A 14,732-nucleotide genomic window follows, 5' to 3' on the forward strand; every position below is an offset into this window, starting at 1 on the left:
ACACGGAAGTTAAGCCCTCCAGCGCCGATGGTAGTTGGGGCCAGCGCCCCTGCAAGAGTAGGTCGCTGCTAGGCAAAATGGAAAGCACGTCTTTTCTTTCCTTGGAAGAAAAGGCGTGCTTTTTCATTTATTCGGCTGCTTGACGTTTTATTGTCCAAAAAAACGGATATTCTATAGTTAGTTTTCCTTCTTTGGTCACTCTTGAAATTTTCCGTAATACATTGTATAGTAAGAGTAAGGTCAAATATAGTCAAAGTCAACAAATAGGCAGTGGGGTGTCCTGGTCAGCGGACGGCCCATCGCCAGGCAGCTTGGTTGTAAGGAAGGTGGTAGGTAGAGTGCCGAACATTTCCGACATCATTGAGCAATATTTAAAGCAAGTGCTCAATATGAGCGACCAAGATATCGTTGAAATTAAACGAAGCGAAATCGCTAATAAATTCCAATGTGTTCCGTCGCAGATCAACTATGTCATCAATACGAGGTTTACCCTTGAAAGAGGGTACATCGTCGAAAGCAAGCGCGGTGGCGGTGGGTATATCCGCATTATGAAAGTGAAGACAAAGAGTGAAGCACAGCTTATTGACCAGCTGCTCGAGCTTGTCGGCCACCGCATCAGCCAATCGAATGCCGAAGATGTGGTAAAACGTCTCGTTGAAGAAAAGGTAATTTCGGAGCGGGAAGCGAAAATTATGTTAAGCGCTATGGATCGTTCTGTTTTATATATCGATTTGCCCGAGCGGGACGAACTGCGGGCCCGCATGTTAAAAGCGATGCTGACGTCGCTGAAATACAAATAGGGGGAGGGGGAGGCATTGATTTGCCAAGAATGCAAGCAGCGGCCGGCCACGATGCACTTTACAAAAATTGTAAACGGAGAGAAAACGGAGTTCCATCTTTGCGAGCAATGTGCCAGAGAGCATGGCCATATGTTTACGTTCTACGGCAATGATGATTTTTCACTCAACAACTTGTTGGCGGGGCTTCTTAACTTTCAAGCGCCGATGAAAGAGATGACGGCGAACGCGTTTCCGAACCCGGATGTACTTCAATGTGAGACGTGCCAAATGACATACCATCAATTCACACAAATCGGGCGGTTCGGCTGCGCTAACTGCTACCGGACGTTTGCACGCTACTTGCCGCCGATTTTGAAACGGCTCCATAGCGGCAATACCGCTCATTCAGGAAAAATTCCGAAGCGAAAAGGCGGCGTTCTCCATTTGCGCAAGCAACTTGCTATGTTGAAACAAAAGCTTCAGGAGCTCGTTGCTCGTGAGGAATTCGAGCGGGCGGCCGAGGTGCGCGACCAAATCCGCTCGTTGGAGGATGAACTGCGTCGACGCGGAGAGGGGGATATGTAAGCGGTATGTCGTTCGAGAAGTTTTTCAATACGGCGGTCAGCGCGTGGATGAGCCAAGAGGGGCCGGATTCGGACATCGTCTTAAGCAGTCGCATCCGACTGGCGCGCAACATCGTTGACTTTCGTTTTCCAACGCTGTTTAGCAGTGAAGAAGCGATGCAAATCGTCGCGTTGTTTGAACGGACGTTCGCCCATCGTTCTTACGGAGGGGCAGGCCGCTTCGAGTTGTTGAAAATGTCGGAGCTTCAGCCGATTGAAAAACGGGTATTGGTAGAAAAACACTTAATTAGTCCGCATCTGGCTGAGGATTCGCCGTTTGGCGCTTGTCTGCTTTCGGAAAATGAAGAAATCAGCATCATGATCAACGAGGAGGATCATATCCGCATCCAATGCCTATTCCCGGGGTTGCAGCTTGCTGAGGCTCTCGAGGCGGCGAGCGAATTGGACGATTGGATTGAAGGGTATGTCAACTATGCCTTTGACGAGCGGCTTGGTTATTTAACGAGCTGCCCGACCAATGTCGGGACGGGATTGCGGGCTTCGGTGATGATGCATCTTCCGGCGCTTGTGCTGACGCAGCAAATTAACCGTATTATTCCTGCCATCAACCAGCTTGGGCTTGTTGTCCGTGGAACATACGGTGAAGGGAGTGAAGCGTTGGGAAATATATTCCAAATTTCCAACCAGATCACGCTTGGGAAATCGGAGGAAGACATTGTTGCTGATTTGCATACGATCGTTCAGCAGCTGATCGCCCAAGAAAGAGCGGCTCGTCAGGCATTAGTGAAAACTTTGGGCATACAATTAGAAGACAAGGTGTTCCGTTCATACGGCATACTGGCCAACTGCCGCGTCATCGAATCGAAAGAAGCGGCGCAATGTCTGTCCGATGTTCGCTTAGGGATTGATCTAGGATATATCAAGAACATCTCGCGCAACATTTTAAATGAGCTGATGATTTTGACGCAGCCGGGATTTTTGCAGCAATATGCCGGCGGGGCGCTTCGCCCTGAAGAACGGGACGTCCGCCGCGCGGCGCTGATCCGGGAGCGTTTAAAGATGGAGGAACGAAGAAAGATGGAGGGTGATGAACGATGATGTTTGGCAGATTTACGGAACGGGCGCAAAAAGTGCTGGCGCTGGCGCAGGAAGAAGCCATTCGCCTCGGCCATAACAATATCGGCACAGAACATATTTTGCTCGGCCTCATCCGCGAGGGCGAGGGGATCGCGGCTAAGGCGCTCATGGCGCTTGGGCTCGGCCCAGATAAAATTCAAAAAGAAGTCGAATCGCTCATCGGCCGTGGCAGTGAAGTGTCGCATACGATCCACTATACACCGCGGGCGAAGAAAGTGATTGAGCTGTCGATGGATGAAGCGCGGAAGCTCGGCCATTCATACGTCGGCACAGAACATATTTTGCTTGGGTTGATCCGCGAAGGCGAAGGGGTGGCCGCCCGCGTGCTGAACAACTTGGGAGTAAGCTTGAACAAAGCGCGCCAGCAAGTGTTGCAGCTGCTTGGCAGCAATGAGTCGATGTCAGGCCATGGCGGCGGTGCTTCGCACGTGAGCACTCCGACGCTTGACAGCCTCGCCCGCGATTTGACAGCGATTGCCCGCGAAGGGCGGCTGGACCCGGTCATCGGCCGCAGTAAAGAAATTCAGCGCGTCATTGAAGTATTAAGCCGGCGGACGAAAAATAATCCGGTGTTGATCGGCGAGCCGGGCGTTGGGAAAACGGCCATTGCTGAAGGGTTAGCCCAACAAATCGTCAATAACGAAGTGCCGGAAACGCTGCGCGACAAGCGGGTCATGACGCTCGATATGGGGACAGTCGTCGCCGGAACGAAATACCGTGGAGAATTTGAAGACCGACTGAAAAAAGTGATGGATGAAATTCGTCAAGCGGGCAACATCATCTTGTTTATCGATGAGCTGCATACATTAATTGGCGCCGGTGGGGCGGAAGGAGCGATCGACGCGTCGAACATTTTGAAACCGGCGTTGGCGCGCGGGGAGCTTCAATGCATCGGCGCGACAACGCTCGATGAATACCGGAAATATATTGAAAAAGACGCCGCGCTTGAACGCCGCTTTCAGCCGATTTACGTTGATGAACCGACAGTGGAAGAATCGATCCAAATTTTAAAAGGGTTGCGCGATCGGTATGAAGCGCACCACCGCGTTTCGATTTCCGACGAGGCGATCGTGCAAGCCGTCAAGTTGTCCGACCGCTACATTACCGACCGTTTCTTGCCGGATAAGGCGATCGATTTGATCGACGAGGCTTGCTCGAAAGTGCGCCTTCGTTCGTTCACCGCACCGCCGAAATTGAAAGAACTTGAACAAAAGCTCGAGGAAGTGCGGAAAGAAAAAGACGCGGCCGTGCAAAGCCAAGAGTTTGAGAAAGCGGCGTCGCTGCGCGATATGGAACAGCGGCTGCGCGAAGAACTGGAGGAAACGAAACGTGCGTGGAAAGAAAAACAAGGCCAAGAAAATTTGGAAGTGACGGTCGAAGACATCGCCGCGGTCGTCTCGAGTTGGACCGGCATTCCGGTATCGAAGCTCGCTGAGACGGAAACGGAGCGGCTGCTCAAGCTGGAAGAAATTTTGCATTCGCGTGTCGTCGGCCAAGACGAGGCGGTCAAAGCGGTCGCCAAAGCGGTGCGCCGCGCCCGTGCTGGCCTGAAAGACCCGAAACGCCCGATCGGTTCGTTCATTTTCCTTGGTCCGACCGGGGTTGGGAAAACGGAGTTGGCTCGAGCCTTGGCAGAAGCGATGTTTGGCGATGAAGACGCCCTCATTCGCATCGATATGTCCGAGTATATGGAAAAACACTCGACATCGCGGCTCATCGGGTCGCCGCCGGGGTATGTCGGTTATGAAGAAGGCGGCCAGCTGACGGAAAAAGTGCGCCGCAAGCCGTATTCGGTTGTCCTGTTAGATGAGATGGAAAAAGCGCATCCGGACGTGTTCAATATTTTGCTGCAAGTGTTGGAAGATGGGCGGCTGACTGACTCGAAAGGGCGGACGGTCGACTTCCGCAACACGATCATCATCATGACGTCCAACGTCGGCGCCGATGCGCTGAAACGGAATAAGTACGTTGGCTTCAACATTCAAGACGGGAACCAGCAATACAAAGATATGAAAAGCAAAGTGATGGATGAGCTGAAAAAAGCATTCCGTCCAGAGTTTTTAAACCGGATCGACGAAATCATCGTCTTCCATTCGCTCGAAAAAGACCATCTGAAACAAATCGTCCGATTGATGGCCGATACGCTCGTGAAGCGGCTGAAAGAGCAAGACATTGATCTTGAGCTGACGGAGGCCGCCATTGAGAAAATCGCCGCCGAAGGGTTCGATCCAGAATACGGTGCCCGCCCGCTGCGCCGCGCCTTGCAAAAGCATGTTGAAGACCGTTTGTCCGAAGAATTGTTAAAAGGCACGATCGCCAAAGGGCAAAAAGTCGTCGTGGATGTCAAAGACGGGGAGTTTGTCGTATTGTCGAAACAAGCGGTCGTGTGAGGGAAGAAAAGGCATGCGGCAGCTTCCTGCCCATGCCTTTTTTTCGTTGGAAAACGTTACAGAAAGGGTTAAGATCGATGGCGAAGAAGAAAACGAAGTTCGTTTGCCAAGAGTGTGGATATGAGTCGGCCAAATGGCTTGGACGCTGTCCGGGATGCCAAACATGGAATTCGTTTGTTGAGGAAATTGAGCAGGAGAAACCGACTGTGCGCGGCGCATTTCTTCATTCGGAGCGGGCGGGTTCGGCCAAACCGGTCCCGATTACAGCCGTGGAGGCGGTGCAAGAGCCGCGCATGAAAACGAACAGCGCGGAGCTCGATCGCGTGCTGGGCGGTGGAATCGTCAAAGGTTCGCTCGTTTTGATCGGCGGCGACCCTGGCATTGGCAAATCAACGTTGCTTTTGCAAACATCGGCGCAGCTGGCCGCCGCTGGGCATCAAGTGCTGTATGTCTCCGGTGAGGAATCGGTCAAACAAGTAAAGCTGCGCGCTGGACGCCTTCGTGCGGAGTGCGATCAGCTGTACGTGTTGGCGGAAGCAGATTTGGAATACATTGTGGCAGCGGTTGAAACGGTTCAACCTGCTTGTGTCATCATTGATTCGATTCAGACGGTGTATCGCACCGATATTTCCTCTGCACCGGGCAGCGTCGCCCAAGTGCGCGAATGCACGGCCGAGCTGATGAAGCTGGCGAAAACAAAAGGCATTGCCATTTTTATCGTCGGTCATGTGACGAAGGAAGGGGCGATCGCCGGGCCGCGCCTGCTCGAACATATGGTGGACACCGTTCTCTATTTTGAAGGGGAGCGACACCATACGTATCGCATTTTGCGAGCGGTGAAAAACCGTTTTGGCTCAACGAACGAAATCGGCATTTTTGAGATGCGCGACATTGGGCTGAAGGAAGTGGAAAACCCATCAGAAGTGTTTTTAGAAGAACGGTCGCGCGGAGCGGCTGGCTCGACGGTCGTGGCGGCGATGGAAGGGACGCGGCCGGTGCTCGTGGAAATCCAGGCGCTCGTCTCGCCGACGAGCTTCGGCAACCCGAGACGGATGGCGACCGGCCTTGACCATAACCGTGTGTCGCTTTTGATGGCCGTGCTCGAAAAGCGGGTTGGGCTGCTGTTGCAAAACCAAGATGCTTATTTGAAAGTGGCGGGCGGCGTGAAGCTTGATGAGCCGGCAATTGACTTGGCGGTCGCTGTCAGCATCGCCTCGAGCTTTCGCGATCGGCCGACGAATCCGGCGGATGTCATTATCGGCGAAGTCGGCTTAACTGGAGAGGTGCGCCGCGTCTCGCGCATCGAACAGCGCGTGCAGGAGGCGGTAAAATTAGGCTTTTCCCGCATCATTGTGCCAAAAAACAATTTAGCCGGCTGGCAGCCGCCAAAAGGTGTGCAAGTGATCGGTGTTTCGCATGTGGCCGAGGCGCTTGAGCATACAATGTGTTAATCGCTCTTTCGCCTGCGCGGCCCGCTTCTTCGCGTCCAAGGGGATATGAGCGATCAAAAATTCATCGCCTCTTCATTCTTAAGTGCTCAAGCAGAGGCATAAACAGCCTAAAAGGATTGAACCTTTTCGCTCTGATGTACGTAAAAAATAGTAGGGAGATCCGAAACAACTACGGCGTTTGGCCGGCGTTTTCTGCTATTGTTACAAGCAGATGTCGAATGTTCAAAAACGATTAAAAATTGCCTTCCAATTGGTTTCAAACATTGGAAACTGTTTATAATGTTAAATAGGGAGGTGAAGATGGGCTGATGGTCAAACGCATTGTGCAATTATTTTTCCTCGCCGTGGGCGGAACGTTAGGCGCCATGTTTTTTCCTGACTTGCTTAAGGTGATGAATGTGAGCGGCATGCCGCTTCTCAATAATTCTTATACGCTGGCGGTGCTGGGGGCAGTCGTTTTCTTTTTGTTGACGTTTTGGCTTGTCGATTATGTGGTCGACATGATTCGCTGGGTGGAGGAAACGCTCGTGAAGGCGCCGGCCGCCGACGTGCTGTTTGGCAGTCTCGGGCTGATTTTCGGTCTTATTATCGCGTTTTTCGTTGTCATGCCGTTGCAGTCGTTTCACATTCAAGTGTTGAATACGGTGTTGCCGATTTTTTTGACGGTGTTGCTTGGCTACTTAGGGTTTCGCGTCGGTTTAAAGAAACGGAATGAGTTGATGAACTTATTTTCCTTGTCCAATCGCATGGCGAAGAAAAAAGGTGGAGAAGCGGAAAACGAACCGTCAAAGGGCGGTGCTGTGAAAATTTTGGATACGAGCGTCATCATCGACGGGCGGATCGCAGACATTTGCCAAACCGGGTTTTTGGAAGGGCCGCTTGTCATTCCGCGGTTTGTGCTCGAAGAATTGCAGCATATCGCCGATTCGTCCGATGTGCTGAAGCGGAACCGCGGCCGCCGCGGCTTGGATATTTTGAACCGCATCCAAAAAGAAATGGCGATGAAAGTGGAAATCCATGAAGCGGATTTCAGCGACGTCCAGGAAGTCGACAGCAAACTCGTCAAGCTGGCGAAGCAGCTTCAAGGCGTTGTCGTGACGAACGATTTCAATTTAAACAAAGTATGTGAGCTGCAAAACGTGCGTGTTTTGAATATCAACGATTTAGCGAATGCCGTCAAACCGGTCGTGTTGCCAGGCGAGGAGCTGAACGTACACGTCATTAAAGATGGGAAGGAGCATAACCAAGGCGTGGCCTATTTGGACGACGGGACGATGATCGTCGTTGAAGATGGCAAAGAATATATCGGCAAACGGGTTGACGTTTTAGTCACCAGCGTGTTACAAACATCTGCAGGGAGAATGATTTTTGCCAAATTGAAACTGCTGCAAAAAGCGTTGTAAAACGAATAGGGGAAACGGCCAATGAATTACGAAGCGATTGTCTTGGCGGCCGGGCGAGGAAAGCGGATGAACGCCGGCATGAACAAGCAATTCCTTGAGCTTGGCGGTGAGCCGCTCATCGTTCGGACGCTGAACGTGTTTGAGCGCGATGAGCGGTGCACCCGCATCGTGCTCGTCGTCAACCCAGCCGAGCGAAGCCGATTTGAGCAGCTGCTCGCCCGCTTTCGCATTCAAAAAGTCGCCGCGCTTACCGACGGCGGCGAGGAGCGGCAGCATAGCGTCTATAACGGATTGCAGGCGCTCGCGGGGGAGGAGATTGTTCTCATCCATGACGGCGCCCGCCCGTTTGTCCGCGTCCATCATTTGCACGAGCTAGTAAACGCCGCTGTTCAGTACGGGGCGGCGATCCCGGCAGTGCGGGTGAAAGATACGATCAAAAAAGCGAACGGTTTGTTTGTCGAACAGACGATTGATCGTTCCAGCTTGTGGGCGGTGCAGACGCCACAAGCTTTTCGTCTGTCTTTGATCATGGAAGCGCACGAAGCGGCGAAACAGGCTGGCTATCTCGGCACGGATGACGCCAGCCTTGTGGAGCGAATCGGCAAGCCGGTGAAGATCATTGAGGGGGATTATCGCAATATTAAGCTGACGACGCCGGAGGACCTTTTGTTTGCTGAAGCGATTTTGGCAAGCCGGATGGCCGAATAGATGGGGGTGGAGAGATGTTTCGCATTGGACAAGGGTTTGACGTCCATCAGCTTGTTGAAGGGCGTCCGCTGATCATTGGCGGCGTTACTATTCCGTATGAAAAGGGGCTGCTCGGCCACTCAGATGCCGACGTGCTGCTTCATGCGGTGGCGGACGCATGCCTTGGGGCGATCGGCGCCGGCGATATCGGCCGGCATTTTCCAGACACAGATCCGCGCTTTAAAGATGCCGACTCGGCTGAGCTGTTGGCGCACGTATGGGCGCTCGCTCGGCAGGAAGGGTATAGGCTCGTGAACGCCGACTGCACGATCATCGCACAAAAGCCGAAGCTGGCGCCATATATTGAAGAAATGAGGGCGGTGATCGCTCGGTTGCTGGAAGCCGAGCGCTCGCAAGTCAATGTGAAGGCAACGACGACGGAGAAGCTTGGATTCACTGGGCGGGGGGAAGGCATTGCCGCCCAGGCGGTCGTCTTGCTGCAAAAAAGCTAATGGAGCGGCCTTTGGCAGCATCATTTGGGAAGGCCTCGTTCTTTAATACATAAGCGCTTTGTTCGCCGTCCTGGCTAGGAGGTGTAAAGGGGGGGCGTCGGCGGCGTGGTGCGGCTTAGGCGAGAGCTGTCTGTTTTGAACTTTGCCGCGATAAACGGTACAATAATAGCACAAGCTTTGATGGAAGTGGAGGGTTTGGATGATGGCAAAAGAGGTGCGCGTGCGCTATGCGCCGAGCCCAACCGGCCATTTGCATATCGGCGGGGCGCGGACAGCGCTGTTTAACTATTTGTTTGCCCGCCATCACGGTGGAAAAATGATCGTCCGCATCGAGGATACGGATATTGAACGGAACGTCGAAGGCGGCGAAAAGTCGCAGCTCGAAAACTTAAAATGGCTCGGCATTGATTATGATGAATCGATTGATCAAGATGGCGGCTACGGGCCGTACCGGCAAACGGAGCGGCTCGATATTTACCGAAAATATGTGAATGAATTGCTTGAGCAAGGGCATGCGTACAAATGTTTTTGCACGCCGGAAGAGCTCGAGCGCGAGCGGGAGGCGCAGCGGGCGGCCGGCATCGCCGCTCCGCAGTACAGCGGCAAATGCCGCCATTTGACGCCGGAGCAGGTCGCGGAGCTCGAGGCGCAAGGGAAGCCGTATACGATCCGCCTGAAGGTGCCGGAAGGGAAAACGTACGAGTTTTACGATTTAGTGCGCGGCAAAGTGGTGTTTGAATCGAAAGATGTCGGCGGCGATTGGGTGATTGTCAAGGCGAATGGCATTCCGACATACAATTTCGCTGTTGTCATCGACGACCATTTAATGGAAATCAGCCATGTGTTTCGCGGTGAGGAACATTTGTCCAATACGCCGAAGCAGCTCATGGTATACGAGTATTTCGGCTGGGAGCCGCCGCAGTTCGCGCACTTGACGTTGATCGTCAACGAGCAGCGGAAAAAGCTGTCTAAGCGCGATGAATCAATCATTCAGTTCGTCTCGCAATACAAAGAACTTGGCTATTTGCCGGAAGCGATGTTCAACTTTTTCGCTTTGCTTGGCTGGTCGCCGGAAGGAGAGGAAGAAATTTTTACGAAAGACGAACTGATCCGCATGTTCGATGTCTCCCGGCTGTCAAAATCGCCGTCCATGTTTGATACGAAAAAGCTGACATGGATGAACAACCAATATATCAAAAAGCTTGATCTTGACCGGCTTGTCGAGCTGGCCTTGCCGCATTTAGTGAAAGCCGGGCGCCTGCCGGCGGATATGACGGACGAACAGCGGCAATGGGCGCGCGATTTAATTGCTTTGTATCAAGAGCAAATGAGCTACGGTGCGGAGATCGTCCCGCTGTCTGAGCTGTTCTTTAAAGAAGAAATCGACTACGAGGACGAGGCGCGTCAAGTGCTTGCTGAAGAGCAAGTGCCGGCTGTGCTTTCCACCTTCCTTGAGAGCGTGCGTGAGCTTGAGCCGTTTACGGCAGACGAGATTAAAGCGGCCATTAAAGCGGTGCAAAAGGCGACCGGGCAAAAAGGGAAAAAGTTGTTTATGCCGATCCGCGCGGCGGTGACGGGACAAACGCACGGACCGGAGCTGCCGTTTGCCATTCAGTTGCTCGGCAAAGAAAAAGTGATCGAGCGGCTGGAGCGGGCGTTGCAAGAAAAATTTTAATCGGCCTCTATGCACGTTTGCATGATGGATGTGGTATAATAATATAAAGTTTCGATGGAACAAGCGCATAAAGAAAAAGCGTTGACGAGGAGAAGTAGGAAGCATCGGCATCCCAGAGAGAGCCGCCTTGGCTGGAAGCGGCTTGTGTTCGGTGCTGTCTGAAGTGCGCCTCGGAGTCTCCTTTCGAACCGGAACAGAGACGTTCTGCAGTAGAGGGGAGCGGAGCATCTCCGTTATCGGAATCGAGTGAGCGAAACGGCGCCCCGTTTCGCTAAACAGAGTGGAACCGCGCCAAAAGCGTCTCTGTGTCTGCGGCACAGGGACGCTTTTTTATTCAAGACAACTTAGAGGGATGGAGGGAGGACATTATGTTTAAAACGTTAAAAGAGGATATTGAGGTCATTTTTGAGCAAGACCCGGCGGCGAGAAGCTATTTGGAAGTCATTTTAACGTATTCCGGCCTGCATGCCATCTGGGCGCATCGGATCGCCCATGCGCTTTACAAGCGGAAATTTTACTTTCTTGCCCGCTTGATTTCGCAAATCAGCCGCTTTTTCACTGGCATTGAAATCCATCCGGGCGCGAAAATCGGCCGCCGCTTTTTCATCGACCACGGCATGGGCGTGGTGATCGGCGAAACGTGCGAAATCGGCGACAATGTCACTGTCTATCAAGGGGTCACATTAGGCGGGACAGGGAAAGAAAAAGGGAAGCGGCACCCGACGATCAAAGACAACTGTTTGATCGCTGCCGGCGCGAAAGTGCTCGGTTCGATTACGATCGGGGAAAACTCGAAAATCGGCGCTGGGTCGGTCGTGTTAAAAGACGTACCGCCCAATTCGACCGTCGTTGGCATTCCGGGCCGCGTCGTTGTGCGCGACGGGGTGAAAGTGAAGAAAGATTTAAACCATACCGACCTTCCTGACCCGATCGCCGACCGGTTTCGGGAGCTTGAAGAGGAAATCGCCCGGCTGAAAAGCGAGCTTGAGGCATTGAAACAACAAGAAAGGAAGAACGAGTATGAGCAGCATCCGGCTTTATAATACACTGACGCGAAAAAAAGAACCGTTTGAGCCGCTGGAGCCGAATAAAGTGAAAATGTATGTGTGCGGCCCGACCGTCTATAATTATATTCACATCGGCAATGCTCGGGCCGCCATCGTTTTTGACACGATCCGCCGCTATTTGGAGTTCCGCGGCTATGATGTGACGTATGTATCGAACTTTACCGACGTCGATGACAAGTTGATCAAAGCGGCCCGCGAGCTCGGCGAGAGCGTGCCGGCGATCGCTGAGCGGTTTATTGAGGCGTATTTTGAAGACATTCAGGCGCTTGGCTGCAAAAAAGCGGACATCCATCCGCGGGTGACCGAAAACATTGATACGATTATCGAATTCATTCAGGCGCTCATTGACAAAGGATATGCCTACGAAGTCGACGGCGACGTGTATTACCGGACGCGCAAGTTCCGCGAATACGGCAAGCTGTCTCATCAATCGATCGATGAGCTGCAAGCTGGGGCGCGCATCGAAATTGGGGAGAAAAAAGACGATCCACTTGATTTCGCCCTTTGGAAAGCAGCGAAGGAAGGAGAAATTTGTTGGGACAGTCCATGGGGGAAAGGGCGGCCTGGTTGGCATATCGAATGCTCGGCGATGGCGCGCAAATATTTGGGCGATACGATCGATATCCACGCCGGCGGCCAGGACTTGACATTCCCGCACCATGAAAACGAAATCGCCCAGTCGGAGGCGCTGACCGGCAAACCGTTCGCGAAATATTGGCTGCACAATGGGTACTTAAATATTAACAACGAAAAAATGTCGAAGTCGCTTGGCAATTTCGTGCTCGTTCACGATATTATCCGGGAGATCGACCCGCAAGTGCTGCGTTTTTTCATGCTGTCGGTGCATTATCGCCATCCGATCAACTACAGCGAGGAACTGCTTGAGAGTGCGCGGCGCGGACTCGAGCGCCTGAAGACGGCGTACAGCAATTTGCAGCATCGCCTGCAGGCAAGCACGAACTTAACGGACAATGACGAGGAATGGGTTTCGCGCATTGCCGACATCCGCGCCTCGTTCATCCGTGAAATGGACGACGATTTCAACACGGCGAACGGCATTGCCGTATTGTTTGAACTGGCGAAGCAGGCCAACTTGTACTTGCAGGAAAAAACGACATCCGAGAAGGTCATTCACGCGTTTTTGCGCGAGTTCGAACAGCTGGCGGACGTACTTGGACTCACCTTGAAGCAGGATGAGCTGCTTGATGAGGAAATCGAGGCGTTGATCCAAAAGCGCAATGAAGCGCGGAAAAACCGCGATTTTGCGCTGGCCGACCGCATTCGCGACGAGTTGAGAGCGAAAAACATTATTTTGGAAGACACGCCGCAAGGAACGAGATGGAAACGGGGATAGCACGCGATGATGGCGGAGTTTGAAACGGTCAACGATGTGAAGCAGTTAAATGGACTGGCGCTTGCCTATATTGGCGACGCCGTGTACGAGGTGTATGTGCGACGCCATTTGCTTGCTGGCGGCAGCGTGCGGCCGCATGAGCTGCATCGGCGGGCGGTCCGCTATGTGTCGGCGCGGGCGCAAGCGCGAGTGATTTTGGCGTTGCTTGACGAGGGCGTCCTGACCGAGGAGGAAAAGGACATCGTCCGCCGCGGCCGCAATGCCAAATCAGGCACAATCCCGAAAAATACGGATGTGCAAACATACCGGCATAGCACGGCCTTTGAGGCGCTCATCGGTTATCATTTTTTGGTTAATAATGAAAAGCGGGTTGATGAGCTGATCGGCCGTTCGTTTGCCATTATTGAAAGGGAAGAAAGGGCGTTGGAATGATGGACTACATTATCGGCAAAAATCCGGTCATTGAAGCGCTCAAAGCCGGGCGCGACATCAATAAAATTTGGATCGCGGAAGGGGCGCAGCGCCATACCGTCGAACCTGTGCTTGAATGGGCAAAGCGGCGGGGCGTGCTCGTCCAATATGTCCCGAAGCGCAAGCTTGATCAGATGGCTGAAGGAGCTCATCAAGGGGTGATCGCTCAGGCGGCGGCTTACCGCTACTATGAAATTGATGACTTGTTCGCTCGCGCCGCCGAGCGGGGCGAGGCGCCGTTTTTTCTCATCTTGGATGAGCTTGAGGATCCGCATAATTTAGGGGCCATCATGCGCACCGCTGATGCGGTCGGGGCGCACGGCCTCATTATTCCGAAGCGGCGTTCGGTCGGGCTGACCCAAACGGTGGCGAAGGCGTCGACCGGGGCGATTGAGCACGTTCCGGTCGCGCGTGTGACAAACTTGGCGCGGACGATTGACGAGCTGAAAGAGCGCGGAGTGTGGGTAGCCGGAACGGATGCATCGGCTCAAGACGACTACCGCTCGCTCGATGGCACGATGCCGTTGGCGCTCGTAATCGGGAGCGAAGGAAAAGGGATCAGCCGCCTAGTGCTTGAAAAGTGCGATTTCTTGTTCCGGTTGCCGATGCGCGGCCATGTCACCTCACTCAATGCCTCTGTCGCCGCCAGCCTGCTCATGTACGAGGTGTACCGGAAGCGGTATCCGTTGGGAGAATAGCGAATGAACATTTTGATTGTCGACGGCTATAACATGATCGGTGCTTGGCCGGAGCTGCGCCGGCTGAAAGAAGAGGGCGATCTGGCAGCGGCAAGGGATTTATTGATTGAAAAAATGGCTGACTACAAAGGATTCACCGGGGACCATGTCGTGATCGTATTCGATGCCCACCTCGTGCAAGGAAACGAGAAAAAGTATAAACATTACGACGTCGATGTCATTTTTACAAAGGAACATGAGACGGCCGATGAGCGAATTGAACGGTTGGCGAAAACATTGATGAATGCGCGCACAAAAGTGTATGTCGCTACCTCCGACTACACCGAACAATGGACGGTGTTCGGCCAAGGCGCCCTGCGCAAGTCGGCGCGCGAGCTATTGGATGAAGTCGAGACGGTTGAGCGGGACATTTCCCAAAAAGTAAAAGCGATGCGGCAACGCACTCCGATCTCCAAAGTTCCGCTAAATGATAGAATTGCTGAAATTTTTGAAAAATGGCGAAGAGGAGAAAAATGAGCGGTTGA

Annotated in this window: 14 protein-coding genes, 1 rRNA gene and 1 other annotated feature; all 15 genes read left to right on the plus strand. The window is 53.0% G+C overall.

Going from position 1 to position 14,732, the window contains the following annotated elements; translation table 11 throughout:
- A 5S ribosomal RNA gene (gene rrf, locus ABS784_RS17395) occupies positions 1–74 on the plus strand; the annotation flags it as partial.
- A gap of 264 nt (positions 75–338) precedes the next feature.
- Positions 339–800, plus strand: a complete 462-nt coding sequence (gene ctsR / locus ABS784_RS13780) for a transcriptional regulator CtsR (protein ID WP_011229590.1) — start codon at positions 339–341, stop codon at positions 798–800.
- 15 nt (positions 801–815) lie between these two features.
- Complete coding sequence (gene mcsA / locus ABS784_RS13785) at positions 816–1,364, plus strand: protein-arginine kinase activator protein McsA (RefSeq protein WP_011229591.1); 549 nt, start codon at positions 816–818, stop codon at positions 1,362–1,364.
- 5 nt (positions 1,365–1,369) lie between these two features.
- Positions 1,370–2,461, plus strand: coding sequence for a protein-arginine kinase McsB (mcsB, locus tag ABS784_RS13790; RefSeq protein WP_011229592.1), 1,092 nt, complete (start codon positions 1,370–1,372; stop codon positions 2,459–2,461).
- A complete protein-coding gene (gene clpC, locus ABS784_RS13795) occupies positions 2,458–4,890 on the plus strand; it encodes an ATP-dependent protease ATP-binding subunit ClpC (RefSeq protein WP_011229593.1) in 2,433 nt (810 codons plus the stop codon). The genes mcsB and clpC overlap by 4 nt, the downstream gene beginning before the upstream one ends.
- 77 nt (positions 4,891–4,967) lie before the next feature.
- Positions 4,968–6,341, plus strand: coding sequence for a DNA repair protein RadA (radA, locus tag ABS784_RS13800; RefSeq protein WP_011229594.1), 1,374 nt, complete (start codon positions 4,968–4,970; stop codon positions 6,339–6,341).
- Between the two features lie 308 nt (positions 6,342–6,649).
- A complete protein-coding gene (locus ABS784_RS13805) occupies positions 6,650–7,744 on the plus strand; it encodes a PIN/TRAM domain-containing protein (RefSeq protein ID WP_011229595.1) in 1,095 nt (364 codons plus the stop codon).
- Positions 7,745–7,765: 21 nt separating this feature from the next.
- Positions 7,766–8,452 carry a 2-C-methyl-D-erythritol 4-phosphate cytidylyltransferase gene (ispD, locus tag ABS784_RS13810; RefSeq protein WP_011229596.1) on the plus strand — a complete coding sequence of 229 codons (687 nt, stop codon included), beginning with the start codon at positions 7,766–7,768 and terminating at the stop codon, positions 8,450–8,452.
- 14 nt (positions 8,453–8,466) lie between these two features.
- The gene (gene ispF / locus ABS784_RS13815; protein ID WP_011229597.1) at positions 8,467–8,943 is read left to right on the plus strand and encodes a 2-C-methyl-D-erythritol 2,4-cyclodiphosphate synthase; all 477 of its coding nucleotides are present in this window, start codon (positions 8,467–8,469) and stop codon (positions 8,941–8,943) included.
- 202 nt (positions 8,944–9,145) lie between these two features.
- Entirely contained in the window at positions 9,146–10,618 is a 1,473-nt protein-coding gene (gene gltX, locus ABS784_RS13820) for a glutamate--tRNA ligase (protein WP_011229598.1), read from the plus strand.
- Between the two features lie 72 nt (positions 10,619–10,690).
- Positions 10,691–10,926: a binding site (T-box leader), on the plus strand.
- Entirely contained in the window at positions 10,924–11,661 is a 738-nt protein-coding gene (cysE, locus tag ABS784_RS13825; RefSeq protein WP_075261495.1) for a serine O-acetyltransferase, read from the plus strand. (Overlaps the previous feature by 3 nt.)
- Positions 11,639–13,039 carry a cysteine--tRNA ligase gene (gene cysS / locus ABS784_RS13830; protein ID WP_011229600.1) on the plus strand — a complete coding sequence of 467 codons (1,401 nt, stop codon included), beginning with the start codon at positions 11,639–11,641 and terminating at the stop codon, positions 13,037–13,039. The genes cysE and cysS overlap by 23 nt, the downstream gene beginning before the upstream one ends.
- A gap of 6 nt (positions 13,040–13,045) precedes the next feature.
- Positions 13,046–13,471 carry a Mini-ribonuclease 3 gene (locus ABS784_RS13835; RefSeq protein WP_012820476.1) on the plus strand — a complete coding sequence of 142 codons (426 nt, stop codon included), beginning with the start codon at positions 13,046–13,048 and terminating at the stop codon, positions 13,469–13,471.
- Entirely contained in the window at positions 13,471–14,208 is a 738-nt protein-coding gene (rlmB, locus tag ABS784_RS13840) for a 23S rRNA (guanosine(2251)-2'-O)-methyltransferase RlmB (RefSeq protein WP_011229602.1), read from the plus strand. Before ABS784_RS13835 ends, rlmB begins: the two co-directional genes overlap by 1 nt.
- 3 nt (positions 14,209–14,211) lie before the next feature.
- Complete coding sequence (locus ABS784_RS13845; RefSeq protein WP_011229603.1) at positions 14,212–14,724, plus strand: NYN domain-containing protein; 513 nt, start codon at positions 14,212–14,214, stop codon at positions 14,722–14,724.
- The last annotated feature ends 8 nt before the right edge of the window (positions 14,725–14,732 follow it).

It is taken from the genome of Geobacillus sp. G4 (genome assembly GCF_040327975.1).
Lineage (GTDB): Bacteria > Bacillota > Bacilli > Bacillales > Anoxybacillaceae > Geobacillus > Geobacillus thermoleovorans.

Excerpts from the sequence above, each read along its gene's own strand:
- ispD (WP_011229596.1), top strand. The coding sequence starts at position 7,766 with ATGAATTACGAAGCGATTGTCTTGGCGGCCGGGCGAGGAAAGCGGATG.
- radA (WP_011229594.1), top strand. The coding sequence starts at position 4,968 with ATGGCGAAGAAGAAAACGAAGTTCGTTTGCCAAGAGTGTGGATATGAG.
- cysS (WP_011229600.1), top strand. The coding sequence starts at position 11,639 with ATGAGCAGCATCCGGCTTTATAATACACTGACGCGAAAAAAAGAACCG.
- ABS784_RS13805 (WP_011229595.1), top strand. The coding sequence starts at position 6,650 with ATGGTCAAACGCATTGTGCAATTATTTTTCCTCGCCGTGGGCGGAACG.
- ispF (WP_011229597.1), top strand. The coding sequence starts at position 8,467 with ATGTTTCGCATTGGACAAGGGTTTGACGTCCATCAGCTTGTTGAAGGG.
- gltX (WP_011229598.1), top strand. The coding sequence starts at position 9,146 with ATGGCAAAAGAGGTGCGCGTGCGCTATGCGCCGAGCCCAACCGGCCAT.
- ABS784_RS13845 (WP_011229603.1), top strand. The coding sequence starts at position 14,212 with ATGAACATTTTGATTGTCGACGGCTATAACATGATCGGTGCTTGGCCG.
- mcsB (WP_011229592.1), top strand. The coding sequence starts at position 1,370 with ATGTCGTTCGAGAAGTTTTTCAATACGGCGGTCAGCGCGTGGATGAGC.
- clpC (WP_011229593.1), top strand. The coding sequence starts at position 2,458 with ATGATGTTTGGCAGATTTACGGAACGGGCGCAAAAAGTGCTGGCGCTG.
- ABS784_RS13835 (WP_012820476.1), top strand. The coding sequence starts at position 13,046 with ATGATGGCGGAGTTTGAAACGGTCAACGATGTGAAGCAGTTAAATGGA.
- rlmB (WP_011229602.1), top strand. The coding sequence starts at position 13,471 with ATGGACTACATTATCGGCAAAAATCCGGTCATTGAAGCGCTCAAAGCC.